The sequence below is a fragment of the Massilia sp. ST3 genome, from assembly GCF_018119405.1.
In the GTDB taxonomy this organism is placed as follows: Bacteria; Pseudomonadota; Gammaproteobacteria; order Burkholderiales; family Burkholderiaceae_D; genus Telluria.
This window is the reverse complement of the sequence record NZ_JAGPWC010000016.1, coordinates 15,061-40,522: the sequence shown is the minus strand read 5'-3', so window position 1 is coordinate 40,522 and position 25,462 is coordinate 15,061. Positions and strand designations below refer to the sequence as shown.

The window sequence follows — 25,462 nt, the reverse complement described above, 5'->3', positions numbered from 1 at the left end:
AGCCACGGCATCCGCAAGGATGAGGAAACGCCAACCCGCCGGGTTGGCGTTTTTACTTGTGGCGCCGATTCAATGGGGCGATGGGCTGCCGAAGCTCCGGGTTCCCGCGCCGGCGGGGTAGCACTGGAAGGCCTCGACCGCGATGTTCGTGTCCAGGAATTCACGGAAGGCGGCGATGCGGCCGTCCTTCAGCGTGAAGATGTGCACCCAGTCGCTGTCGAAATCCATGCCGGTGTCCCTGGCCGTCCATGCCCCATGGCCCAGCACCACCACCTTGTCGCCCTGGGCGATGAATTGCTTTGGCGTGTATTCGCGCACCGTCTGCATCTCGCCAAGCATCCGGAAGAATTCGGCGACCTGCTCGCAGCCGTGGCGCTTGCTGGTGAAGGGCAGGCCGGGCACGTCCGGCAGTTCCCATTCGACTTCGTCTTCCATGCAGGCCAGGACCTGGTCGAGATCGCCGCGCCCGTAGGCGGCGTAGGCTTGCTGGATCAGTTCGGTATTCTTTTGCTCGTCCATGATGCTCTCCTTGCATTGGTGCGTTGAAGGGTGCGTCCTTCAGTATGTCCCAGGAAGTGCGGCCGTCAAGGAGAACCCCGTCACACGCGACGAGACCTATGATAATGTGGCCATCTTGCCATTTTTATTGCAATGGAGACTGCATTGAAAAACGCACCCCTTTTCCTGATCGGACTGGCCGCGGTGGCTGTCCACGCCGCCGAGGCGCCCGCCTTCGATCCCAAGCGCCTGGCCCAGGACGTGAAAGTCCTGTCCTCCGACGAATTCGAAGGCCGCGGCCCGAACACCGCCGGCGAGAACAAGACCGTCGACTACCTGGTGCAGCAATTCAAGGCCGCCGGCCTCAAGCCGGGCGGCGACCTGAAAGGCGGCCAGCGCGCCTGGACCCAGGACGTGCCCCTCGGCCGCTTCGAGATCAAGGGCCCGGTCAAGCTGACCCTGACCGAAGGCGGCGCCAGCCGCGAGCTGGCGCAAGGCCCCGACATGGCCGTGCGCGCCTCGATGAGCGGCCTGAAGCAGGTGTCGTTCAAGAATGCGCCCCTGGTCTTCGTCGGCTACGGCGTCACCGCCCCGGAACGCAAGTGGGACGACTTCAAGGGCATGGACCTGAAGGGCAAGCTGGCCGTGGTCCTGATCAACGATCCGGACTTCGAGACCGGGCAGGGCGAATTCGGCGGCAAGGCCATGACCTACTACGGCCGCTGGACCTATAAATACGAAGAGATGGCGCGCCGCGGCGCGCTCGGCACCATCATCGTGCACGAGACCGCGCCCGCCTCCTATGGCTGGCCGACGGTGCAGAACTCGAACACCAACGTGATGTACGACGTGGTGCGCAAGGAGCCGCGCAAGTCGCACGCGCCGATGGAAGCCTGGATCCAGCGCGACCTCGCCGCGGGCATGTTCAAGGCCGCCGGGCTCGATTTCGAACAACTCAAGAAGCAGGCCCAGACCCGCGGCTTCAAGCCGGTGGCGCTGAAGGGTGTCACTTTGTCGGCCGACTATGCGGTGGACACGCAAGTGATCAAGTCGAAGAACGTGGTGGCGATCCGCGAAGGCAGCAAGCAGCCCAGGCAGGTCGTGATCTACAGCGGCCACTGGGACCACCTGGGCGTGGGCCAGCCGGACGCCACGGGCGACAAGATCTACAACGGCGCGATCGACAACGCCACCGGCATCGCCGCGATGCTGGAGCTGGCGCGCGCCTACGGCAAGGCGCCGGCGCCCCAGCGCAGCGTGGTGTTCCTGGCCGTCACGGCGGAAGAGAAGGGCCTGCTGGGTTCCGAGTACTACGCCTCGAATCCCCTGTATCCGCTGGCCTCGACCGTGGGCGTGATCAACATGGACGCGCTCAGCCCGCGCGGCCCGGCGCGCAACTTCAACATCTCGGGCAGCGCCAAGCTCGAGCTGCTGGACCGCCTGGTGGCCAAGGCCAAGCAGTCGGACATCAGCCTGTCGCCGGACCCGAAGCCGGAAGCGGGCTACTTCTTCCGTTCCGACCACTTCCCCTTCGCCAAGCGCGGCGTGCCGGCCCTGTCCTTCGGTTCCGGCAACGACTGGATCGAGGGCGGGGTGCAGGCGGGCGAGGCGGCCGAAACCGCCTACACCGAGAAGAACTACCACCAGCCTTCGGACGAATTCGATCCGGCCTGGACCTTCACCGGCATGGCGCGCGACCTCGGCGTGCTGTACGCGGTCGGTTCGGAGCTGGCCAATTCGACGGCCTGGCCGAACTGGTCGGTCGATTCGGAGTTCCGTGCGGCGCGCGACAAGTCCGCATCTCAACGCAAGTAAGCCCGGGTTCCAGTCCCCAACGCCACCTTTCGAGGTGGCGTTTTCAATCAATCTCTCCGTTCAGGCATTCATGAAGAACACCATGCTTCGCACTTGCATCGCCGCCGCCCTGGCGAGCACCCTGGCAGCGCCCGCCGCGCTGGCCGCGCCTTCGTCCGCCGCATCTTCGTCCATCACCCTGGTCCAGGCCGGGCGCCTGCTCGACCGCCCGGGCAAGGCCCCGCGCGGTCCCTCGACCCTGGTGCTCAGGGACGGCAAGGTGGAAGCGGTGCTGGACGGCTTCGTCGGCGCCGACAAGTACGCGGGCGCCCGCATCGTCGACCTGCGCACGCGCTTCGTCCTGCCGGGCCTGATCGACAGCCACGTCCACCTGACCAGCGACCGCGCCGGCCAGGAAGGCCAGCTGGCGGGGGTGACCGATAGCCCGGCGGCCTTTGCCTACGAGGCCCAGATGAACGCCCTCAAGACCCTGCGCGCCGGCTTCACCACGGTGCGCAACCTGGGCGACGGCAACGAAGGCGTCACCCTGGCCTTGCGCGACGCGATCGCCAAGGGCTGGGTGCAGGGGCCGCGCATCCTCGATGCCGGCGCGCCGATCTCGACCACCTCGGGCCACATGGACGGCCGGCTCGGCTACGCGGACTGGGTCCAGCACGGGGTCTCGCAGGACAACCTGTGCGACGGCCCGGAAAGCTGCCGCAAGGCGGTGCGGCGCCAGATCGGGCGCGGCGTGGACGTGATCAAGATCGCCACCACCGGCGGCGTGAACAGCGTGGTGGGCGCGGGCGTCGGCCGCCAGATCTTCGACGACGAAGTCAAGGCCCTGGTCGACACCGCCCATTTGTACGGCAAGAAGGTGGCGGTGCACGCCCATGGCGACGAAGGCATCAAGGCTGCGCTGGCCGCCGGCGCGGATTCGATCGAGCACGGCACCCTGCTGGACGAGGCCGGGGTCAAGCTCTACCTCAAGTCGGGCGCCTACTACGTGCCGACCCTGTCGACGGTCAACGGCTACAAGGAGCGCATCGCCAATAACCCGGACGCCTATCCGCCGGCGGTGCGGGCCAAGATCGACTGGCGCATCGGCGTGACCGGCAAGGCGCTGCGCATGGCGCACCAGAAGGGGGTGAAGATCGCCTTCGGCACCGATGCGGGCGTCTCCAAGCACGGGCGCAACGCCGACGAGTTCGAACTGCTGGTCGAATTCGGCATGACGCCGGCGCAGGCGATCCAGGCCGCCACGGTCAACGCCGCCGAGCTGCTGGGCGTGGGCGCCACGGCCGGTTCGCTGGAACCGGGCAAGCACGCCGACCTGATCGCCGTCGGCGCCGACCCGCTGGCCGATGTCAACGTGCTCAAGAACGTCTCCTTCGTCATGAAGGGTGGCCAGGTCGTCAAGGACGAGGGTTGACACCCGACCATCGGGCCTGCGGCGCCCGAGCAACACTTGCCGAACATTTTCGGTTCTCGAGTGAACTGAATATATCCTCGTGGTAACATTTCGCCGCATCGTGTGACGCCGTCCCGCAAGACGGCGCCGCGATCCGGTGGCTTCCCAAGACCCCACCGCAGCATCCCTTCCCAGCCCCGAAGGACCTCAACCAAGCTATTCCGCAGCATCGCCCGGCCCGGGCGGCTGCCGGCGCCGGACGCAGGAAACCACCATGTTGTCGCTCGCAAGCACGCTCCATGCTGCGGTTCGCCGCATCGGACTTCCCATGGCCGTCTTCATGACGGGCCTGGCGATCTCCGTCTATGGCTATTTCGCCGGCGTGCGTCACAGCGAAGCGCAGCAGATCGCCCAGCTGGAGGAAACCGCCGAGAACTACGCCTTCCTGCTGCGTAACCGGCTCGACCTGTACGTGGGCGCGGACCGTGCGCTCGGCGCCTTCTTCAGCGCCTCGGGCAGCATCGAAGCAGATGAATTCGACAACTACATCGGGGTCACGCGGGTGTTCGAGCGCCTGGAAGGCGCGAGCTCCTTCGGCTACCTGCCCAGGGTGCCGGCGTCCCAGGCCGCCCAGTTCGAGACCAGGGCCGGCGACGTCTTTCCCGGCTACCGCATCCTCGACAAGCGTCCGGGCGCGGACGCCTACTATCCACTGTTCTACGGCGCGCACGGCACCGACCCGACGCGCGCGGTGCGGCTGCGGGGGATCGATTTCTCGTCGATTCCCGAACGCTGGGCCGCGATGCGCGACGCCGCACGGCTCGACGAGCCGGTGGCGACCGGCGCCCATCCCGCGATCCGCCATGCCGCGAAGCGCCCGGTCGTGCTGGTGTTCTCGCCGGTGCGCAAGATGGCGGCCCGTGGTTCCGCTCCGGCTTCGCCGGGCGGCCGCGGCGAACTGGCGGGCTTCATCTTCTCGGCCCTGTACATCGACCGGCTGTTCCTCGGCTTCGACAACGGACGCCTGGCGCGCCTGTTCGATATCGAAGTGTTCGACAACAGCCTGGACGCCTCCCACCTGCTGTTCGACGCCGACGGCATATCCCATGCACTGGAGGGCGACGCCGCCCACCTGCTGGTGCACCGCGCCGAAATCGCCTTCGCCAACCGGACCTGGGTGGTGCACTTCTACGCCAAGAAGGCCGCGTTGGCGTCGAAGGCCGCCCAGGCCGGGGCCACGGTGCTGGCCTTCGGCCTGCTGCTGTCCCTGATCGCCGGCTACGGCGCGGCGGCCTGGCCGCGCCGCCTGTCGCGCCAGCGCGCGATGCGCGACTTCAGCCAGCGCTTTGCCGGCTTCTTCGAGCATCACCCGTTCGCGGTCTATGCGATCGACCTGGAGCAGCGCTTCATCCACGTTAACCAGCAGATGGCCAGGGAACTCGGTGTCGGCCGCGACACCCTGATCGGTGCCCCGGCCGACGCCTTCGCCGCGGAACAGGACCGCGGCGTGCTGGCGCGCCACTTCAAGGAGGTGCTGGCGGGGAAGACGGTCGCCTATACCAGCAGGATCGTCGGGGCGGGCGGACGCTGTTCGGACGTGTCGACCGTGCTGGTGCCGATGAGCGCCGGCGACGAGGTGACCCACGTGCTGGGCTTTGCCGAGAACATCACCGACCGCAAGCAGGCCGAGCAGGCCTTGCACGCATCGCGGCAGATGCTGCAGCTCATCATCGACAACATCCCGCAGAGCGTGTTCTGGAAAAACGGCGACAGCGTCTTCCAGGGCGGTAACCGCTCGCTGCTGGTCGAGATGGGCCTCGATCATGTCGGCCAGCTGGTCGGCAAGAAGGACGAGGACTTCGCAGCCTGGAAGGATATGGCGGCGCATTACCGCCAGGTCGACCTGGACGTGATGCGTTCCGGCCAGGCGCGCATGCGCATGCAGGCCACCGACCTGCGCAAGGACGGGAGCGAGTGCTGGATCGAGACCAGCAAGATTCCGCTGCGCGACGAAGAGGGCAGGGCGGTCGGCGTGCTCGCCGTTACCGAGGACATCACCGCGCGCAAGTACATGGAGCAGGAGCTGTTCCGGCGCGCCAACCACGATGTGTTGACCGGACTGCCGAACCGTGGCTACTTCCAGCACCACTTGGGTGAAGCCGTCAAGCGCGCCCAGCGCGGGTCGGGCCTGGCCCTGATGTACTTCGACATCGACCGCTTCAAGCACATCAACGACACCCACGGCCACGACACGGGCGACGAGGTGATCCGCCTGTTCGCCCAGCGCATGCGCCAGGTGCTGCGCGACGGCGACTTCATCGCCCGCCTGGGCGGCGACGAATTCGTGCTGGTCGCGGAAGGCTTGCAGCAGCCGGGCGACGGCGCCGTGATTGCGCGCAAGATCGTCGAGGCGATGGTCCCGGTCTTCCATGCCGGCGGCGTGGCGCTGCGGGTCAGCACCAGCATCGGCGTCGCCGCCTTCGAGGCGGGCATGGCGCCGGACAGCCTGGTGAAGGCGGCCGACCAGGCCATGTACGAAGCCAAGCGGGCGGGACGCGACTGCTTCCGCATGGCCGGCCAGGCGCAGCATGCCAGCTCCTGAAACGGGTCTCCGGCATGCCGCCCGCATGCCTTGCGCATACCCTGTTGGCGCGATAGCGCTAACGTCTCAATGCGGCCCTCGCGGGCCGTCCCGCCGCCACGCATCCGACCCGATTCCTGTTTAGGAAAACACGGCTAAACTGCGCCCGATTTTCCGAAGTTTGTTGAGTTCGCATCTTCATATTTGTATAACTCCCAAAGGGCGAAGTGCAATACCCCATGGCGCTGGAGCACCGGCAGCGGTGTTTAGTAAATGTTCGCTAAATGCAGCTTATAGCGGCGGCCGTGGAGTCCATCCGCCTTCCGATCGGCCGGCCGCTTTCGCGGAATGCCTCAGTAGCGTCACATAGAACAAAGAAGCCCACCCATAGGGCACGACAAGGAGATCTCAACCATGATGTTCAGGAACGTTCTTGCATCGCGACCGGCCGTGCGCCCAAGCGCGACCCCGATCGCCACGGCGGTCGCGCTGGCCCTGCTGACCCTCGCCAACGCCCATGCGCAAACCGCGCCGGCCGACACGGAGGCCGCCAATCCGGCCCAGGCCCAGGCCGACGGCCAGGCCGCGCAGCCGGCGACGGTGCTGGTCACCGGCTACCGCTATTCGATCGAGAAAAGCCTCGACCAGAAGCGCGACGCCAATGCGATCGTCGAGGTGATCACGGCCGAAGACGTGGGCAAGTTCCCCGACAAGAACGTGGCCGACGCGCTGCAGCGCGTGCCGGGCGTGGTCGTTACCCGCAGCGGCGGCGAAGGCAAGAATGTCAGCGTCCGCGGCCTGTCCTCGGAACTGACCCTGACCCAGCTGAACGGCAACTATGTCGCCACGGCCGAATCGAACGGCGATCCTTCGCGTTCGTTCAACTACATGCTGATGCCGTCCAACATGCTGTCCAGCGCCGAACTGTTCAAGACGCCGGAAGCGCGCCTCGACGAAGGCGGCATCGGCGGCACCGTGATCCTGCACACCCGCCGTCCGCTGGACGTCGAGTCCAACAGCGGCTTCGTCAACGCCGAAGGCACCTGGGCCGACACGACCAAGAAGGCCGACGGCCAGTTCTCGGGCCAGTACGCCTGGCACGACGAAAGCAAGCGCTTCGGGGTGCTGGTCGGCTTCACCAAGCAGAAGCGCACCACGCGCACCATGGGCGCCAGCACCGAGAACTGGCAATGGTATGGCGACGACTACGACGCCCATCCCGCGACCGACGTCAACGGCAAGCCCTCGGACCTCACCTCCTACTGGTGGGGACAGTCGGGCTTCTACGACCAGAACGGCAAGTACTACACCAACTTCATGATGCCGACCTCGGTCAACTTCAACGTCAAGAACGAGGAGCGCGAGCGCAAGGGCGGCCAGCTGACCCTGCAGTTCAAGCCGGTGCGCAACCTGAACCTGACGGCCAACTACTTCCGCTTCGACCTGTCGCAGAATTCGCAGACGAACACCCTCAAGATCCCGGAGTGGAATATCGCCCGCTTCGCCGGCGACGGCAACTGGCCGGGCGGCCGCCTGCTCGACGGCTTGAGCTTCGACCCCAGCGGCACCATCGTCACCGGCGCGAACTACAGCATCCACCCCGGCAAGACCTATTACTGCAGCGGCGAGGCGGCGGCAGCGGGCGGACTCACCAATACCGGCGGCTTCGGTCCGGACGACTGCACCATCCCGACCCCGCAGATCACGGGCAGCTACAACCGCGAAAAGGCGCGCTCCCAGGTCTTTGATTTCGCCGCCGAATGGAAGGGCGAAGCGATCGACGCCAGCTTCAAGGCCGGCCGCACCTGGGCCAGCGGCGGTCCGGAACTGCAGTTCGGCATGCCGATCAAGCCGCGCCGCCAGAACGCCGACGGCAGCTGGGCCCTGGGCAACACGGCCAGCGCCTGGAGCACGAACGGCACGCCGACCATGAGCTTCGCGCCGGAGCTGATGGCCAACCTGCGCAACGGCATCGGCGAGATCGACCTCGGCTCGACCTCGTCCTCGTGGACCAGGAACAGCACCCAGCAGAAGTACGCCCAGGCCGACTTCACCTGGCATCGCGACGGCGGCTTGCTCGATTCGCTGCAGTTCGGCACCAAGTACCGCGACGGCGGCACCAGCCGCAGCACGGGCAACAACTACTGGGTGTGCCAGAACACCGATCCGGGCGACTACGACAACCGCTACCAGGCCGGCTGCGATCCGACCGCCAACCGCTTCCAGCCGCAGTTCCTGTATCCGGGCTCGCTGGACAACCTCACCGGCGGCATCCAGGCCAGCGCCTTCCCGGCCATCGACTACCCGGCCTACATCGCGCACCTGAACGCGACCTACGGCCCGATGCAGACCCGTAACGAAGACAACTTCATCTACCACGTCGACGAGAAGATCTCGGCCGCCTACCTGCAGGCCAACTTCAAGACCGACCGCCTGCGCGGCAACCTCGGCCTGCGCTACGTGCGCACCAGGCAGCATGCGGATTCGACCGACCAGGTCGAAAGCTACAACGACTACTTCTTCAACGGCGCGGACGGCCGTCCCGCGCCTTGCCAGGCGGGCGGCTTGCCGGCCGTCGGCGCACCGGCCGGTTCCGGCTGCACCAGCGGCTTCACCAGGCTGCCGGACAGCACCGCGCGCGTCTCGTCCTTCGTGGTCAGCTCGCTCGACCGCACCTACAACGACGTGCTGCCGAGCTTTAACCTGGCCTATGAGCTGACCGACGAGCTGCTGTTCCGCGCCGCGGCATCCAAGGTGGTGGCGCGTCCGAGCTATGGTGACATCGCCTTCCCGGGCGGCCTGAACTACTACAGCCAGGAATACGTCAACGACCGCCGCCTGATCGGCGGCGGCGACCAGCAGGGCTGGTTCGGCTCGGGCAGCAACAAGAACCTGGAGCCCTACAAGGCCACCCAGTACGACCTGGGCCTGGAATGGTACTTCGACCGCGGCTCGGTGCTCGGGGCCGGCCTGTTCCGCAAGAACGTCAGCAACTTCGCGGTGCCGGTGGTGATGGACGTGACGATGGACGTCGGCGGCCAGAACGTCACGGTGCAGAACTATTCGACCAGTGCGGGCGGGCGCGACGCGGTCTCGGAAGGCGTCGAGCTGTACGCGCAGCACACCTTCGATTCCGGCTTCGGTTTCCAGGTCAACTACACGTACAACAAGACCAACCAGGCCGCCATCACCCTGGAAGACGGCACCGAGATCGGCAAGTCGCCGCTGGTGGGCAGTGCGCGCAACCAGACCAACCTGACGGTGTTCTACGCCACCGAGCAGCTGATGGTGCGCGCTTCGTACAACCGCCGCGGCGAAGTGGTGAATAGCCTGGTCAACGGCCTGAACGTGTACGAGGAACCGTACAACCAGATCGACGTGAACCTGGCCTACAACTTCACCAAGCAGCTCAGCCTGACCGCTTCGGTGCTGAACCTGACCGAGGAGGAGACCCGCGCGCACCTGGGCAACGACACCAAACAGCGCTTCTACTCCAACGGCTACGCCGGGCGCGTCGTGTATGCGGGCCTGAACTACAAGTTCTGATCCCGCCGTCCTCCACCCCTCAGCCCTTCCGGGCACGTCGAAAAACCGTCGCGAGCGGCAGCAGTTGCGGTCGAGAAGCGCAATCGTACAGGCGTACGATGAGCATCGCAGATCGCAAATGCAACGCGCAGCAGGTTTTCCGATGTGCCCTTCCTGCGCCGCCCGGCCGGGGAGGGGGCTTCAACGGCTTTGCCATCGCGGCAGAGCCGTCTTTTTTGGATGCCGCCATGGACATGCACAACCGGATCAAGCACATCACCATCGTGGGCGGGGGCAGCGCGGGCTGGATGGCCGCGGCGGCCCTGGCCACCTACCTGGGCAAGGGGGCGGCGATCCGCCTGGTCGAATCCGAGGAGATCGGCATCGTCGGCGTCGGCGAGGCCAGCGTCCCCCATATCAGGATATTCAATGGGCAGTGGCTCGGCATCGATGAGGCCGAGTTCGTCAAACGCACCCAGGGCACGGTCAAGCTCGGGATTCAGTTCAATGATTGGGGCCGGATCGGCGACAGCTACCTGCACGGCTTCGGCGCCATCGGCCGTTCGCTGGGGCCGCTGCCCTTCCACCAGTTTTGGCTCAAGCTCCACCTGGCCGGACGCGCCGGACCGATCGGCGACTATTCGCCCCAGACCGTGATGGCGCCCCAGGGCAGGTTCGCGCCCGGCGACAGGAACGCCCCGCCGGGTTCGCCCCTGGCCGACATCGCCTACGCCTACCACTTCGACGCCACCCTGTACGCGCGCTTCCTGCGCGAACTGGCAGAAGGCCGCGGCGTGCAGCGCATCGAGGGCAAGGTCGTGGGCGTGCAGCAGCGCGCGCACGACGGCTTCGTCGAGTCGGTGACCCTGGACAGTGGCCAGGTCGTCGACGGCGAGCTGTTCATCGATTGCTCGGGCTTCCGCGGCCTTCTGATCGAGCAGACCCTCAAGACCGGCTACGTCGACTGGTCGCACTGGCTGCCCTGCGACCGCGCGCTGGCCGTGCCGAGCGAAAGCACCGATCCGATCATCCCCTACACGCGCGCCACCGCGCGCGCAGCCGGCTGGCAGTGGCGCATTCCGCTGCAGCACCGGGTCGGCAACGGCTATGTGTACGCGAGCCGCCACATCAGCGACGACGAGGCCGCCGCGACGCTGCTGGCGAACCTGGACGGCAAGGCGCTGGCCGAGCCGCGCAGGCTGGCCTTCACCACCGGCATGCGCAAACAATTCTGGAACAAGAACGTGGTGGCCCTGGGACTGGCCAGCGGCTTCCTGGAGCCGCTCGAATCGACCAGCATTTACCTGGCCCAGTCGGGCATCACCCGCCTGCTGAGCCTTTTCCCCACGCGCGACTTCAACCCCTTGCTCACCGAGCGCTACAACCGCGAATCGGTCTTCGAATACGAGCGCATCCGCGACTTCCTGATCCTGCACTACCACGCGACCGAGCGCGACGACACGCCCTTCTGGGATGCCTGCCGCACCATGGCCATCCCGGACAGCCTGCGCGAGACCATCGACCTGTTCCGCTGCGACGGGCGCTATTTCCGCAACGGCGAGGATTTCTTCGCGCTGCCAAGCTGGGTCCAGGTCATGCTGGGCCAGCGCATCGTGCCGCAGGCTTACCACCCGATCGTGGACGAGATGCCGGAAGGCCGGCTGGCCGACCACGTCGAAGGCGTGCGCGCCATGCTGGCGCATGCCGTCGGGGCAATGCCGACCCACGGGGAATGGATCCAGCGCTACTGGAAGGCGGCGCCATGAGCCCGCGCCGCCTGTTTCGGGTAGTCCTTGGCCTGTGCCTCGCGCTGGCGACGCGAGTCGCCATGGCGGCGGCGCCGGACGGTTTCGTCATCGACCAGGGCTGGAGCTTCCGCCTGCTGCCCGAGAACGCGCAGGCCGCCGCCCATCCCGAGGCGGCGCCCTGGCTGCCCGCGACGGTGCCGGGCACCGTGCACACCGACCTGTTCGCCAACAAGCTGGTGCCCGATCCCTACGTCGGTGCGCCGGAAGCCGGCCTGCAGTGGATCGGCCTGGCCGACTGGGAATACCGTACCCGCTTCGACGCGCCGCGCGCCGCCCTGGACAGCGCGCGCAGCGACCTGGTGTTCGAAGGCCTCGATACCTTCGCCGAGGTCTGGCTGAACGGCGAGAAGCTGCTGGAGTCCGACAATGCCTTCCGCACTTGGCGTGTAAAGGTGGAGGGCAGGCTGCGCGCGCGGGGCAATGAATTGCGCATCGTGCTCCGCTCGCCCATCGCCAAGCTGCTGCCGCGGGTGCAGGCGATGCCGCACAAGCTGGCCGGGAATTATCCGTCTCCTTACGGCGACGAGCCGAAGGAGGCGATGACCGGCAACTTCGCGCGCAAGCCCGGCTACCACTACGGCTGGGACTGGGGGCCGCGCTACGTCACCACCGGCATCTGGAAGCGTGTCGTGCTGCAGAGCTGGGACGCGCTGCGCGTCGACGACCTGCAGCTGCGCCAGGACCGGGTGGATGCGGCGCGCGCCGACCTGGCCGCGATCGCTTCGCTGGACGCCGTGCGCGCCGGCGAATTCACTTTGCGCCTGTGGCAGACGGCGCCGGACGGCAAACGGACCCTGGCGGCGCAGCAGCGCGCCCTGCTGCGGCCTGGGGCCAACCGGGTCGCGCTGCCCGTGCGGGTCGACCGCCCGCAGCGCTGGTTCCCGAATGGCTACGGCGCCCAGCCCCTGTATCGCTACGAACTCGAGGTGGGGGAGGGTGAACGCATCCTGGCCAGCACGGTTGCGCGCACCGGCCTGCGCAAGGTCGAACTGCGCCGCGACCCCGATGCAAAAGGCCGGAGCTTTTATTTCGCCGTCAACGGCATTCCCGTGTTCGCCAAGGGCGCCAACAGCATCCCTTTCGACATGTTCCAGCCGCGGGTGAGCAAGGCCCAGCTGCGGCGCGTGCTGCAATCGGCGGCCGACGCCAACATGAACATGCTGCGCAGCTGGGGCGGCGGCTATTACGAAAGCGAGGACTTCTTCGACCTGGCCGACGAATTGGGCTTGATGGTGTGGCAGGATTTCATGTTCGGCGGCGGCATGCAGCCGGCCTATGACGCGGAATTCCGCGCCAATGTCGTCCTGGAGGCGCGCGACCAGGTGCGGCGCCTGCGCAACCATCCCAGCCTGGTTCTCTGGTGCGGCAACAATGAAGAGGAAATCGCCTGGAAGTACTGGGGACATGGGAAAACCATGAAGGCGGCCGACGCCGCCTTCGCCGACCAGGTGTGGCAGGGGTTTGTCCAGCTGTTCGGCGCCGACCTGCGCCAGGTGGTCGCGGAAGAGGGCGGCGGCATCGCCTACTGGGCCAGCTCGCCCGGAGACGACCTGGCCGAGGTGGCCAATACGCCGGCCAGCGGCGACATGCATTACTGGGAAGTCTGGGGCAATCCGGCCCACCCGGTCAGCAAGTACCTGGAAATCACGCCGCGCTTCATGTCGGAATACGGCCTGCAGGCCTGGCCGGTGCAGCGCACGGTCGACGCCTTCGCCGCGCGCGGCGAGCAGGGTGTCGCCACCCCGGTGATCGAGGCGCACCAGAAGTTCATGGCCGGCAAGGGCAACGAGCGCCTGATGAAGTATGTGAAGAAGGAATTCGGCGAACCCGCGGACTTTGCCGATTTCATCTACCTGAGCCAGGCGATGCAGGCCGAGGGCATCGAGCTGGCCGCGCTGCACCACCGTGCCAGCCGGCCGTTCACGATGGGATCGCTGTACTGGCAGCTCAACGACGTCTGGCCGGGCGCGTCCTGGTCCAGCATCGACTGGTTCGGGCGCTGGAAGGCCCTGCATTTCCATGCGCGCCGCTTCTATGCGCCGGTCGCGGTGGCCGCGCTGCGCGACGCCGCGGGCAAGACCACGGTCAGCCTGGTCAACGACCGCACCCGCGCCGTGCAGGGCGAGCTGCGCCTGCGGGTCATGGGCCTGGACGGCAGGGTGCTGCGCGACGAGCGCAAGCCGGTCGCGCTGGCGCCCTTGTCGGCGGCCCAGGCTTCCTCGTATTCCGACGCCGATTTGCTGGGCAAGGCCGATCCGGCTTCCACGGTGGCGGTGTTCGAGCTGCGGACGAAACGCGAGCCGCTGTCGCGCAAGCTGGTGTATTTCAGGGCCGCGAAGGACATCGCCTGGCCCGCACCCGCCCTGGAGGCGCGGCTGAGCCGCGCAGGCGGCGGCTATGCCTTCGAACTGCGCGCGGCGAAACTTGCGCGCGCCGTGTGGGTGGACTTCGGCGACATCGATGCCGAACTGTCCGACAACGCACTGACCTTGTTGCCCGGCGAGCGCGTCTCCTTGCGCGTTTCCTCCCCGGCCAGCCTGTCCGAACTGCGCCGTGCGCTTCGGCTGCGAGCGCTGAAAAACGTCATTACAGGACGCGCCGAAACCGCAGCGGCGTTTACTAAAACCCGCTAAACCACGCCCGATTGCGAGGTCTTTGGTTGACGCTGCTTGAGCGCGGCTGATATAAAAATTACCTATGAAAAGGCGCGCTTGAGAGTCATTCCAGCGACGCCGGCAAACGCGGTAGCAAGCGTTTAATAAAACAGACATGGGAGGCAATTCGTGGACTTGATCTACTTGCAACGGCCAAGGGTGGCGCCATGAGCCAGGTCACCCTGCGCGACATCGCCGAGACCACCGGCATGTCGATCGGCACCGTGTCGCGCGCGCTGAAGAACCAGGCCGGCATGACCGAGGCCACGCGCGAGAAAGTGCGCGACGCCGCCGTGCGGCTGGGCTACGACTTTGGCCAGCTGAAGAAAGGCCGCATCCGCCGCATCGCCTTCCTGCTGCACAGCCAGCACAACACCCTGGCTTCCAGCCCCTTCTATTCGCCGGTGCTGCACGGCGCCGAGGAAGCCTGCCGGCGCGAGGGCATCGCCCTGTCCTTCATCGCGGTCGGCCCCGCCGAGCCGGTGCTGGGCCAGATCCGCCTGCACCAGCCGGACGCCATCCTGTGCGCCGGCTTCTTCGAGCCGGAAGTGCTGGCCGCCCTGCAGCAGGTCGGCAAGCCCATGGTGCTGGTCGACATGCACCGGCGCGGCTTCACCTCGGTCAACCCGGACAACCTGCGCGGCGGCTACCTGGCCACCCAGCACCTGCTGCGCTGCGGCCGCAAGCGCGTCGCCATGCTGTCCGGCTCCCTGGCCCACTACAGTATCCAGCAGCGCAACCGGGGCTTCCGCCAGGCCCTGTTCGACGCCAAGGTCCATGCCGACCCGGACCTGGAAGTCATCGTGCCCTCGATGGGCGAAGGCGACGAGGGCGTGGCCGAAGCCATGCGCAGCCTGCTCAGCCTGCCGAAGCGGGCCGACGCCGTGTTTTGCTACAACGACAGCACGGCGCTGGCCGCCATGAAATTCTGCCTGAACGAAGGCCTGAAGGTCCCCTACGACATCGCCATCGTCGGCTTCGACGACATCGCGGCCGCGGCCGCCGCGATTCCACCCCTGAGCACCGTCCGCGTGGACAAGGAAGCGCTGGGCCGGGCCGGCGTCGAACTGCTGCTCCAGAAACCGGAAGACAACCCCTCCCACATAACCCTGCCAGTCGAGATGATCGTGCGCGAAAGCAGTTGCGACGACTAGCGCACCCCACCCCTGCCACCCCTGTCCACCATGAACAAGCTACCGAACTTCCGCAGCGCGGCCGTGCTGCTCGACCACGCGCGCCACACCATGCGCTTCTACCACCCGCGCGCGATCGATCCCGCCGGCGGCCTCTATCACTATTTCAAGGACGACGGCACGGTCTACGACGCCGGGCACCGGCACCTGGTGAGCAGCACGCGCTTCGTGTTCACCTACGCCATGGCCTACCGCCACTTCCAGGACCCGGCCTACCTGGACGGCCTGCGCCACGCGCTGCGCTTCGTGCGCGAGGCGCACCGCGATCCAGGCGGCAATGGCTACGCCTGGATGCTGGACGGCGGCAAGGTGGAGGACGGCACCCAGCACGCCTATGGCCAGGCCTTCGTGCTGCTGGCCTATGCGCACGCCGCGATGGCGGGGCTGGACGAGGCGCGTCCCTGGATCGCCGAGACCTTCGACCTGATGGAGCAGCGCTTCTGGAGCGCCGCGGACGGCTTGTATGCCGACGAAGCGAGCCAGGACTGGAGCGTGCTCTCCGCCTACCGCGGCCAGAACGCCAACATGCACGCCTGCGAAGCGCTGCAGGCGGCCTGGCAGGCCACGGGCGAGCGCCGCTACCTGGAGCGCGCCTACGTCATCGCCGACAACATCACCCGGCGCCAGGCCGGGCGCTGCGGCGGCCTGGTCTGGGAACACTACGACACCCAATGGCAGCCCGACTGGCGCTTCAACATCGACGACCCGGAAAACCTGTTCCGCCCCTGGGGCTACCAGCCCGGCCACTTCACCGAGTGGGCCAAGCTGCTGGTGCAGCTGGAGGCGCGCGGCCAGGGGATCCTGGACCAGGACCTGGGCTGGCTGCTGCCGACCGCCGAGAAGCTGTTCACCGTGGCGGTGGAGAAGGGCTGGGACCAGGAATACGGCGGCCTGTGCTACTCGCTGGCCCCGGACCTGGCGATCTGCGACTTCCACAAGTACTTCTGGGTGCAGGCCGAGAGCGCGGCGGCGGCGGCCATGCTGGCCCAGCGCACCGGCAAGCCTGAGTACTGGGACTGGTACGAGCGCCTGTGGGCCTATAGCTGGACCCATTTCGTCGACCATGAGCACGGCGCCTGGTTCCGCATCCTGGACCGCGAGAACCGCAAGCTCAGCGACGAGAAAAGCCCGGCCGGCAAGGTCGACTACCACACCATGGGCGCCTGCTACGACATCGTGAAAGTACTCGAGGAGGGCGGCCATGCATGATGCTCCACTGATGCTATGCGCCGGCGAGGCGCTGACCGACATGATCGACCAGGGCGAGGAACGCTGGGTAAGCCGCGTCGGCGGTTCGACCTGGAACGTGGCGCGCGCGCTGGCGGCGCTGGGCGAACCGACCGCCTTCGCGGGCGCCATCAGCCGCGACCGTTTCGGCGACGCCCTGTGGGCGGCCAGCGAAGCCGTGGGCCTGGACCTGCGCCTGCTGCAGCGCGTCGAACGTCCGCCCCTGCTGGCGATCGTCGAAAAGAGCGAACCGCCCAGCTACTTCTTCATCGGCGAAAACAGCGCCGACCTGCATTTCGATCCGACCACGCTGCCGCAAGGCTGGTCGGGCGCGCTGCGCTGGGCCCACTTCGGCGGCATCAGCCTGGCGCGCGAACCGCTGGCGGCGACCCTGGTCGCGCTGGCGACCCAGCTGAAGGCCCAGGGCGTGGCCATCAGCTACGACCCGAACTACCGCAACCTGATGAACGCGGCTTATACCCCGACCCTGGAGCGCATGGCCGGCCTGGCGGACGTGATCAAGGTCTCGGACGACGACCTGCGCGGCCTGTTCCCCGGCATGGAAGTGGATGCGGCCTTGCAGCGCCTGCGCGCCTTCAACCCTGCCGCCTGCTGCCTGCTGACGCGCGGCGGCCAGGGTGCGACCCTGTTCCACGGCGCCCAGCGCGCCGACGCGCGCGCCCCGCAAGTGAGCGTGGTGGACACGGTCGGCGCCGGCGACGCCAGCGTGGCCGGACTGCTGCACAGCCTCGCGCGCCATCCCGGCCGTCCGCTGCGCTCTCACCTGCATGCCGCACTGGCCGCAGGTTCCGCCGCCTGCCAGCAGGCAGGCGCCACCCCGCCGCAGCCGCCGGCCATGCAGCAGTTGTTCGAACAGCTCGAAGGAGAGGCATCGTGATGAGCCGTATTCCCTATCGTTTCCACCTTGGGGCGCTGCTGTCGGCGGCCCTCCTGCTGCCCGTGGCCCTGCAGGCCGCCGCGGCGGACAACAGCATGCCGGTGAACACCTTCATCGGCACCCAGGACGAGGGCAATACCTTCCCCGGCGCCTCGGCCCCCTTCGGCATGATCCAGGTCGGCCCGATCACCGATCATTACGCCGGTTACCGCTACAGCGACAAGAAGATCCGCGGCTTCGGCCATTCCTTCCTGTCGGGCGCCGGCTGCTGGGAGCAGGGCGGCCAGCTCTCGGTACTGCCGGTCACTGGGCGCATCGGCCCCGGCGGCGATTTCGATACCAAGAAGCCGGGCAGCTTCGACCACAAGAAATACGCCGCCGAGTACACCCATGAGGGCGAGACCGGCCAGGCCGGCTACTACAAGGTCAAGCTGACCAGCTACGGCGGCATCACGGCCGAGGCGACCGCGCTGACCCGCGCGGCGGCCGAGCGCTATACCTTTGCCCCGGGTACGGGGACCGGCCACGTCCTGCTCAACCTGGGCCAGGCCAACGAACGCCACTCCGTGGTCGGCAGCGAAGTGAAGGTCGTGGGCGACCGCGCCGTCGAGGGCAGGATCGTCACCAGGAGCTTCTGCGGCGGCGCCAAGTACACCACCTGGTTCCGCATGGAGTTCGACCGGCCCTTCGCCGCGCGCGGCATCTGGGACGACCGCGGCGGCTGGCCGGACGTGGACGGCCCCAGCCAGCAGGGCGACAGCAAGCCGCACGGCGTCTGGCTGAGCTTCGACCTGAAGGACGGCGCAGCGGTCACCGCGGTCAGCGCGATCTCCCACGTCGACGCGGAAGGCGCCCGCGTCAACCTGAAGGCCGAAGGCATGGCCGGCGGCAAGCCGCTCGGCTTCGAGGCGATGCGGGCCAAGGCGCAGGCCGGCTGGCAGCGCGAGCTGGGCAGCGTACGCATCGAAGGCGGCAGCCAGGACGACCGCACGGTGTTCTACACCGCGCTCTACCACGCGCTGCTGCAGCCCCTGACCGGCAACGACGCCGACGGCCGCTATCGCGGCTACGACGACGTGGTCCACAGCGCCAAGGACTGGACCTATTACGAGTTCTTCTCGCTGTGGGACACCTACCGCGCCCAGAACCAGCTGCTGGCCCTGCTGCGCCCGCAGCGTGCGCGCGACATTGCCAACTCGGTGCTGAAGATCCGCGAGCAGAGCGGCTGGCTGCCGCGCTGGGGCTACGCCAACTTCGAGACCAACATCATGACCGGCGACCCGGTCACGCCTTTCCTGGTCGACCTGTGGCGCTTCGGCGCCCTCAAAGGCCGCGAGCGCGACGCCTATGCCGCGCTGCGCGAGAACGCCTTCGGGGTGCCGGCCTTCGGCATCCGCCCGCAGGGCCGTTCCGGCAACCCGAGCTACCTGCGCCAGGGCTTCGTGCAGTACGACCGCGGCTTCATCTCGAAGGGCATGGACACCGACCCCCACCACGGCGCCTCGGCGACCATGGAATATGCGCTGGCCGACAGCGCGCTGGCGCAGATGGCCAAGGCCCTCGGCCACGGCAAGGACGCGCAGCTGCTGGCGCAGCGCGCCCTCAACTGGAAGAAGGTCTGGGATCCGAGCGTGCTCGATGGGCCGACCGGCCAGCGCGGCTTCCCGCGGCCGCGCCTGCTGGACGGCAGCTGGTTCGCCGACGTCGGCAGCGGCTTCGACCCGCGCGGCGACCACGGCTTCCATGAAGGCACGGCCTGGCAGTACCAGTGGCTGGCGCCGCAGGACGTCCCCGGCCTGGCGGCGGCCATGGGCGGCACCGAGCAAGCCCTGCGCCGCCTCGACCAGTTCTTCGACTACGAGGCGGTGCTCGCCGACCCGGCGGCGGTGCGCAAGTCCTGGGTGGTGGGACCCTACAGCTACTACAGCCAGTTCCGCTACAACCCGAACAACGAGCCGGACCTGCACGCGCCCTGGATGTACACCCTGATGGGCCAGCCATGGAAGACCACTACCGTGCTGCGCGCGGCGGAAACCCTGTTCGGCAACGGCCCGGGCGGCGTCACCGGCAACGACGACCTGGGCACGATGTCGGCCTGGTACCTGTTCAGCGCCCTGGGGCTGTATCCGGACACCCCGGGCAGCGGCCGCTTCCTGCTGCACGCGCCGCGCTTCGCCCGCGCCGAGATCGACCTGGCGCCGGGCCGCGTGCTGCGCATCGAGGCGCCCGAGGCGAGGCCGGGCGAACGCCGCTTCGTCCAGTCGGTGAGCTACGCGGGACGCCCGGTGTCGCGCGTCTGGCTCGACTGGGAGCAGTTGCAGGCCGCCGGCACGCTGAGCTACAGGCTGGCGCCGAAGCCCGACACCGCAGGCTGGGGCACGCGCGCCGCCGACCTGCCGAAGGCGCCCGCCGGGCTGGCGCACTAAACAGCTAGACAGAAAAATAACCAGGAGACTCGCATGGAACACATTTCGCAGCCGGTGCGGCTGCAGCAAACACAAGCGAACGGGAACACCGGCCCGCTGGTCATCGTCACCATCCTGTTCTTCATGTGGGGGCTGCTGACGGCGCTGAACGACGTGCTGATCCCGCACCTGAAGGAGCTCTACACGCTCACCTACGTGCAGGCGATGCTGGTGCAGTTCTGCTTCTTCGGCGCCTACTTCCTGGTGTCGCTGCCCGCGGGCATGCTCATCAGGAAGATCGGCTACCAGAACGGCGCCGTCGCCGGCCTGGTGATCGCGGCCGCCGGCTGCGCGCTGTTCTACCCGGCCTCGACCAGCGGTTATGCGCTGTTCCTGTTCGGCTTCTTCGTGCTGGCCGCCGGCATCACGGTGCTGCAGGTGGCGGCCAATCCGTACGTGACGGTGCTGGGCGACCCGCGCAACGCCTCGAGCCGCCTGAACCTGACCCAGGCCTTCAATTCGCTGGGCACCACCATCGCGCCGGCCCTGGGCGGCGTCCTGATCCTGTCGGGCAGCGTGCTGGGTGTGGCCGAACTGGCCAAGCTGCCGGCCGCCGAGCAGGCCGCCTACCGCGCCGCCCAGGCGGCCAGCGTGCAGGGGCCCTACCTGGCCCTGGCCGCGGCGCTGCTGGTGCTGGCGCTGCTGTTCGCCTTCGCCCGCCTTCCCAAGATCGAGCACACCGACGACGCGACGGCGCAGGCCGGCGCCGCCAAGGAGTCGGCCCTGGCCCACCCGCACCTGGTGATGGGGACCATCGGCATCTTCCTGTACGTGGGCGCCGAGGTCAGCATCGGCAGCTTCCTGATCAACTTCTTCGGCGAGCCGCAGATCGCCGCGCTGAGCCATTCCGACGCCGCGCACTACGTCAGCTATTACTGGGGCGGCGCCATGATCGGCCGCTTCGTCGGTTTCGCCGTCATGCGCTATGTCAGCCCCGGCAAGGCGCTCGCCTCCAACGCCGCCGCGGCGATCGCGCTGATCATGGTCGCGGTCTTCGGCCAGGGCCAGGCCGCCATGTGGGCGATCATCGCGGTGGGCCTGTTCAATTCGGTCATGTTCCCGACCATCTTCAGCATGGCCCTGTACCGGCTGGGCAGGTTCACCGGCCAGGCCTCCGGCATCCTGTGCATGGCCATTGTCGGCGGCGCGGTGGTGCCCTTCGCCCAGGGCCTGCTGGCGGACACCGTCGGCCTGCAGTGGTCCTTCGTGGCGCCGGCGGCCTGCTATGCCTTCATCCTGTACTTCGGCCTGAAGTACGCGGGCCTGTACCAGCAGGGCGAGCAGGCCTGATGGGATGCGCGGTCCGCGCCGCCGCCTGCGCCGCGCTACTGCTGGCGCTGCCGGCCGCCGCGGCCCTGCGCAGCGTCGGCGCGGTCGTGGACAGCCGGCCGTCGGGCGACGGACTGGAGCTGCGCCTGTCCAGCGGCGCGCGGGTGCGCCTTGGCTTCGCCACGCCCGACACGGTGCGGGTGCGGATGCGCCCCGAGGGCAGCTTCGGGCCGGACGTCTCCTACGCCATCGCCGGCGCGCCGCCCAGCGCCCGGGCGAAGGTCACGAACAAGGACGGCGTGACGGAACTGCGTTCCGCGAGCGGCGTGCGCGTGCTGGTCCGCCGCGTTCCTGAATTGTCGATCTCGGTGCTCGACAGCAGCGGACGGCTGGTCGTCGGCGACGATCCGGCGCGCCCCATGGCCTTCAACCCGGCGGACGGCGCGATCGAAACCTCGATGCGCCGCGACGACTACGAGTTGTATTACGGCTTCGGCGAAAAGACCTTTTCCGCTGTCGCGGCACCAGCAGTCGATGGTGATGTGGAACGCCGACGTGCCCGACTATCCGGCCGGCCACGATCCCTCCTACCAGGCGATCCCCTTCTTCATCGCCCTGCACGAGGGCAGGAGCTATGGCCTGTTCTTCAACAACACCTGGCGCAGCTGGTTCGACATGGGCAAGACCGTCCCGCGCCGCTACAGCTTCGGCGCCAGCGGCGGTGAGCTGGATTACTACGTGTTCACGGGCGGGGCCGAACGCAGTCCGGCCAGGGTCCTGCAGGACTACACGGCGCTGACCGGGCGCGGCGCCTTGCCGCCCTTGTGGGCGCTGGGCTACCACCAGTCGCGCTGGTCCTACATGAGCCAGGAGCAGGTGCTGGACGTCGCTCAGGAGTTCCGCAAGCGGCGGATTCCGGCAGACGCGCTCTACCTCGACATCGACCACATGGACGGGTTCCGCGTCTTCACCTGGAATGCCGGGACCTTCCCCGATCCGAAGAAGATGCTGGACCAGTTGCACGGCCAGGGCTTCCGCGCCGTGACCATCGTCGACCCGGGCATCAAGCGCGACGAGGGGTTCCCGATCTACCGCAGCGGACGCGCCGGCGGCCATTACGTGCGCAAGGCCGACGGCGCAGAGTTGCACGAGAAGGTCTGGCCCGGCGTGTGCGCCTTCCCGGATTTCACGTCGCCAGGCGCGCGCGCCTGGTTCGGCAGCCTGTACCAGGCGCCGCTCGAGCTGGGCGTCGACGGCTTCTGGAACGACATGAACGAACCCGGCGTATTCCCGCCCGACGGTTTCAGCCAGCCCGAGATCGGCCTGGGACCGCAGCGCACCTTCCCGCTCGACGCGCGCCACGCCGGCGACGGCAGGCCGGGCACGCATGAGGAGTACCACAACGTCTACGGCATGCAGATGGCGCGCGCCAGCTTCGAGGGGCTGCGCAGCCTGCGTCCGGAAAAGCGCCCGATGGTGCTGACGCGCGCGGGTTTCGCCGGGGTGCAGCGCTATGCCGCCGTCTGGACCGGCGACAACTCGCCGACCTGGAGCCACCTGGCACTGACCATCCCGATGCTGACCAACCTGTCGGTGTCGGGCGTGCCTTTCGTGGGCGCCGACGTCGGCGGCTTCATGGGCAGCCCGAGCGCGGAACTCCACACGCGCTGGCTGCAGGCGGCGGCGCTGACGCCTTACTTCCGCACCCATTCCAATGACGTCTCCGCGCCGCGCGAGCCTTGGGCCTTCGGCCCCGCCTACGAAGCGATCAACCGCGACACCATCGCCTTGCGCTACCAGCTGCTGCCTTACCTGTACACGCTGTTCGAAGCCAGCGAGCGCACCGGGCTGCCGCCGATGCGTCCCCTCTGGTTCGACTATCCCGGCGATACGCGCGCCAGCCTGATCGACGACCAGTACCTGGTGGGCGGCGACCTGCTGGTGGCGCCGGTCGTGCACGAGGGCCGGACCAGCCGCGAGGTGGTTTTCCCGAAGGGGAGTGCGTGGATCGACTGGTCGACCGGTATTCGCCATGAAGGAGGCACGAGCGCGATGGTCGCGGCGCCGCTGGCGCGCCTGCCGCTGTTTGTCCGCGCCGGCGCCAGCCTGCCCATGGTGGCGGCGCCGGTGCAGCATTCCGGCGAGATGAAGGATCAGCCGCTGACCCTGCTGGTCGCGGCCGGCGGCACCGGCAGCAGCCGGGTGTTCCAGGATGCCGGCGATGGCTACGCCTACCGCGAAGGGAAAGCGCGCACCATCACCGCGACGCAGGATGGGCACAGCCTGCGGCTGGATATCCCGCCCAGGCGCGGCTACCAGCGCCTGGGCGCCATCGAGTTCATCGGCCTGGCGGCTGCCCCTGCCGCCGTGCGCATCGGCGGCCGGACCGTACACGATGCGCGCTTCGACCCCGCGACGCGGCGCCTGCGCATCGTACTGGCCGATGAGAACCTGAAAGAGGTGGTGCTCGTCCCCTAGCGTCTCAGAACAGGCGCTTGAGCATCGCGGCGGCGACACCCTTGGCCGATTGCGGGTTCTGGCCGGTGATCAGTTCGCGGTCTTCCACGACGTTCTCGCTCCAGGGCTTGGCTTCGGCGAAGGAAGCGCCGGCCGCGACCAGGCCATCCTGCGGGAACAGCTTCATTTGGCCGCCGCCCAGGAAGGCCTTGGACTGTGCCTCTTCCTCGTTGGTGAACGCGGTCATCTTGTAGCCCTTGTAGATCCAGTTCGAGGGAGCGGCATGCTTGCCCGCTTCCAGCGCGGCCACGTAGCCGCGGGCATCCGGAATCGCCGACAGCAGGGCGATGGTGCCGTGGCAGGTGAGGCCGGTGGGCTTGTTCATGGAGTGGAAGTCCGCCAGCAGTTCGCCCAGGCCCTTGTCCTTCAGCAGATCCTGCATCGGGATATGGCCGCCCGGGACGAAGACCGCGTGGAATTTTTCGTAGCCGATGCGCTTGACCTGGGCCAGGCTGATGACCGGCGAACCGGTCTTCGAGGTCAGTTTCAAGGTCGCCAGCAAGGCCTTGCTCTCCTGGCGCGCCTTCTCGTTGCCACCCCAGAAGTTGACGTCATCCGATTTCTGGTCCGCGGACGGCGCCTTGCCGCTCGGCGTGGCGAACACGACCGTGTGGCCGGCCGCGATGAAGGCCTGGACCGGCTCCATCAATTCGTTGATGAAGAAGCCGGTCTGCATCACTTTGCCGTCCTTGAGGTCGAGCTTGTCCTGGTCGGAGACGACGACCAGGACGGTGCCGGCGTTGGCAAAATTGGCGGCGGCTGCGAGCAGGCCGGCGATGATGGTCTTTTTCATGATTCCTCCCGTGTGTGATGGGCTCCCCGTGGAGCCGGTGAACAGCATCGTAGTGCGGATGGAATGCGTGAAAAATCCCTTGGGCTACACTTCACTTGTTACACAGGGTAATGAATTGCCAGGTAAAAGCAAAGGCCGAAAACAAAAACGCCACCCGAAGGTGGCGTTTTATTGATTCTTGGTGGCCCGGGGCGGAATCGAACCACCGACACAAGGATTTTCAATCCTCTGCTCTACCAACTGAGCTACCAGGCCAAGAGAACGCCATTATAGCAGCGTTTGCGTCCGATAAACAATTGGCGCAGTTGCAACACTCAGGCGCGGGCGGCGGCGCGCTCGGCGTGCTGGCGCTCCAGCGCCAGGCGCGATTCGCGCCGGCCTTTCGCCTCTTCGAAGCGGCGCAGCTCCTCCGGCGTGCCGGGTTCGAGCGGCGGGACGAGGGCCGGCTTGCGCTCGTCGTCTACCGCTACCATCGTGAAGAAGCAGCTGTTCACGTGGCGCACCACCTTGCTGCGGATGTCTTCCGCGATCACCTTGATCCCGATTTCCATCGAGCTGCGGCCGGTGTAGTTGACGGCCGCCAGGAAGGTCACCAGCTCGCCCACGTGGATCGGCTGGCGGAAGGTCACCTGGTCGACGCTCATCGTCACCACATAGCTGCCGGCGTAGCGGCTGGCGCAGGCGTAGGCGACCTGGTCGAGCAGCTTCAGGATGGTGCCGCCGTGGACGTTGCCGGAGAAGTTCGCGGTATCGGGCGTCATCAGCACCGTCATGCTGAGCTGGTGGGCGGGGAGGTTCATGGTCTGGCTCGTCGAAGGATGGAGAGGAA

The 25,462-nt window shown here is 67.5% G+C and carries 15 protein-coding genes, 1 tRNA gene and 1 pseudogene; 13 read left to right on the top strand and 4 right to left on the bottom strand.

The window, feature by feature from the left end; all coding sequences use genetic code 11:
• Positions 1-69: 69 nt before the first annotated feature.
• Positions 70-519 carry a nuclear transport factor 2 family protein gene (locus tag KBW98_RS07590; RefSeq protein WP_211519518.1) on the bottom strand — a complete coding sequence of 150 codons (450 nt, stop codon included), beginning with the start codon at positions 517-519 and terminating at the stop codon, positions 70-72.
• A gap of 144 nt (positions 520-663) precedes the next feature.
• Here KBW98_RS07590 and KBW98_RS07585 point away from each other — a divergent pair, with 144 nt between their 5' ends.
• The 13 genes and pseudogenes from KBW98_RS07585 to KBW98_RS07530 all read left to right on the top strand — a co-directional run bounded on the left by KBW98_RS07585 (position 664) and on the right by KBW98_RS07530 (position 23,801).
• Complete coding sequence (locus KBW98_RS07585) at positions 664-2,313, top strand: M28 family metallopeptidase (protein ID WP_229429042.1); 1,650 nt, start codon at positions 664-666, stop codon at positions 2,311-2,313.
• An 82-nt stretch (positions 2,314-2,395) separates the two neighbouring features.
• Positions 2,396-3,724, top strand: a complete 1,329-nt coding sequence (locus KBW98_RS07580) for an amidohydrolase family protein (protein WP_211519516.1) — start codon at positions 2,396-2,398, stop codon at positions 3,722-3,724.
• 307 nt (positions 3,725-4,031) lie between these two features.
• A complete protein-coding gene (locus tag KBW98_RS07575; RefSeq protein ID WP_211519515.1) occupies positions 4,032-6,305 on the top strand; it encodes a diguanylate cyclase domain-containing protein in 2,274 nt (757 codons plus the stop codon).
• A 393-nt stretch (positions 6,306-6,698) separates the two neighbouring features.
• Complete coding sequence (locus KBW98_RS07570; RefSeq protein ID WP_211519514.1) at positions 6,699-9,830, top strand: TonB-dependent receptor; 3,132 nt, start codon at positions 6,699-6,701, stop codon at positions 9,828-9,830.
• Positions 9,831-10,057: 227 nt separating this feature from the next.
• Positions 10,058-11,575 carry a tryptophan halogenase family protein gene (locus KBW98_RS07565; RefSeq protein ID WP_211519513.1) on the top strand — a complete coding sequence of 506 codons (1,518 nt, stop codon included), beginning with the start codon at positions 10,058-10,060 and terminating at the stop codon, positions 11,573-11,575.
• A complete protein-coding gene (locus tag KBW98_RS07560; RefSeq protein WP_211519512.1) occupies positions 11,542-14,250 on the top strand; it encodes a glycoside hydrolase family 2 protein in 2,709 nt (902 codons plus the stop codon). The genes KBW98_RS07565 and KBW98_RS07560 overlap by 34 nt, the downstream gene beginning before the upstream one ends.
• A 188-nt stretch (positions 14,251-14,438) precedes the next feature.
• Positions 14,439-15,425 (top strand): LacI family DNA-binding transcriptional regulator, encoded by a 987-nt coding sequence (locus KBW98_RS07555; protein ID WP_211519511.1) that lies wholly within the window; start codon positions 14,439-14,441, stop codon positions 15,423-15,425.
• 30 nt (positions 15,426-15,455) lie between these two features.
• Positions 15,456-16,673, top strand: coding sequence for an AGE family epimerase/isomerase (locus KBW98_RS07550; RefSeq protein ID WP_211519510.1), 1,218 nt, complete (start codon positions 15,456-15,458; stop codon positions 16,671-16,673).
• Positions 16,666-17,589, top strand: a complete 924-nt coding sequence (locus KBW98_RS07545) for a carbohydrate kinase (RefSeq protein WP_211519509.1) — start codon at positions 16,666-16,668, stop codon at positions 17,587-17,589. The genes KBW98_RS07550 and KBW98_RS07545 overlap by 8 nt, the downstream gene beginning before the upstream one ends.
• Positions 17,589-20,015 carry a GH92 family glycosyl hydrolase gene (locus KBW98_RS07540; RefSeq protein WP_211519508.1) on the top strand — a complete coding sequence of 809 codons (2,427 nt, stop codon included), beginning with the start codon at positions 17,589-17,591 and terminating at the stop codon, positions 20,013-20,015. Before KBW98_RS07545 ends, KBW98_RS07540 begins: the two co-directional genes overlap by 1 nt.
• Before the next feature lie 33 nt (positions 20,016-20,048).
• On the top strand, positions 20,049-21,344 hold the full coding sequence (locus KBW98_RS07535) for a sugar MFS transporter (RefSeq protein WP_211519507.1): 1,296 nt from the start codon (positions 20,049-20,051) through the stop codon (positions 21,342-21,344).
• Positions 21,344-21,817 (top strand): annotated as a pseudogene (locus KBW98_RS23910) (DUF4968 domain-containing protein); the annotation flags it as partial. The gene KBW98_RS07535 and the pseudogene KBW98_RS23910, both read left to right, overlap by 1 nt.
• Positions 21,818-21,863: 46 nt before the next feature.
• Complete coding sequence (locus KBW98_RS07530) at positions 21,864-23,801, top strand: TIM-barrel domain-containing protein (protein ID WP_211519506.1); 1,938 nt, start codon at positions 21,864-21,866, stop codon at positions 23,799-23,801.
• 4 nt (positions 23,802-23,805) lie between these two features.
• Here KBW98_RS07530 and KBW98_RS07525 read toward each other — a convergent pair whose 3' ends face one another.
• The 3 genes from KBW98_RS07525 to KBW98_RS07515 form a co-directional block, all read right to left on the bottom strand.
• Positions 23,806-24,633, bottom strand: coding sequence for a type 1 glutamine amidotransferase domain-containing protein (locus KBW98_RS07525; protein WP_211519505.1), 828 nt, complete (start codon positions 24,631-24,633; stop codon positions 23,806-23,808).
• Positions 24,634-24,812: 179 nt separating this feature from the next.
• Positions 24,813-24,888: transfer RNA gene (locus KBW98_RS07520), tRNA-Phe, on the bottom strand.
• A gap of 59 nt (positions 24,889-24,947) precedes the next feature.
• Positions 24,948-25,433 carry an acyl-CoA thioesterase gene (locus KBW98_RS07515; RefSeq protein ID WP_211519504.1) on the bottom strand — a complete coding sequence of 162 codons (486 nt, stop codon included), beginning with the start codon at positions 25,431-25,433 and terminating at the stop codon, positions 24,948-24,950.
• Between the last annotated feature and the right edge of the window lie 29 nt (positions 25,434-25,462).

Excerpts from the sequence above, each read along its gene's own strand:
- KBW98_RS07575 (WP_211519515.1), top strand. The coding sequence starts at position 4,032 with ATGGCCGTCTTCATGACGGGCCTGGCGATCTCCGTCTATGGCTATTTC.
- KBW98_RS07565 (WP_211519513.1), top strand. The coding sequence starts at position 10,058 with ATGGACATGCACAACCGGATCAAGCACATCACCATCGTGGGCGGGGGC.
- KBW98_RS07570 (WP_211519514.1), top strand. The coding sequence starts at position 6,699 with ATGATGTTCAGGAACGTTCTTGCATCGCGACCGGCCGTGCGCCCAAGC.
- KBW98_RS07535 (WP_211519507.1), top strand. The coding sequence starts at position 20,049 with ATGGAACACATTTCGCAGCCGGTGCGGCTGCAGCAAACACAAGCGAAC.
- KBW98_RS07530 (WP_211519506.1), top strand. The coding sequence starts at position 21,864 with ATGTGGAACGCCGACGTGCCCGACTATCCGGCCGGCCACGATCCCTCC.
- KBW98_RS07550 (WP_211519510.1), top strand. The coding sequence starts at position 15,456 with ATGAACAAGCTACCGAACTTCCGCAGCGCGGCCGTGCTGCTCGACCAC.
- KBW98_RS07545 (WP_211519509.1), top strand. The coding sequence starts at position 16,666 with ATGCATGATGCTCCACTGATGCTATGCGCCGGCGAGGCGCTGACCGAC.
- KBW98_RS07540 (WP_211519508.1), top strand. The coding sequence starts at position 17,589 with ATGAGCCGTATTCCCTATCGTTTCCACCTTGGGGCGCTGCTGTCGGCG.
- KBW98_RS07560 (WP_211519512.1), top strand. The coding sequence starts at position 11,542 with ATGGATCCAGCGCTACTGGAAGGCGGCGCCATGAGCCCGCGCCGCCTG.
- KBW98_RS07590 (WP_211519518.1), bottom strand. The coding sequence starts at position 519 with ATGGACGAGCAAAAGAATACCGAACTGATCCAGCAAGCCTACGCCGCC.
- KBW98_RS07515 (WP_211519504.1), bottom strand. The coding sequence starts at position 25,433 with ATGAACCTCCCCGCCCACCAGCTCAGCATGACGGTGCTGATGACGCCC.
- KBW98_RS07580 (WP_211519516.1), top strand. The coding sequence starts at position 2,396 with ATGCTTCGCACTTGCATCGCCGCCGCCCTGGCGAGCACCCTGGCAGCG.
- KBW98_RS07555 (WP_211519511.1), top strand. The coding sequence starts at position 14,439 with ATGAGCCAGGTCACCCTGCGCGACATCGCCGAGACCACCGGCATGTCG.
- KBW98_RS07525 (WP_211519505.1), bottom strand. The coding sequence starts at position 24,633 with ATGAAAAAGACCATCATCGCCGGCCTGCTCGCAGCCGCCGCCAATTTT.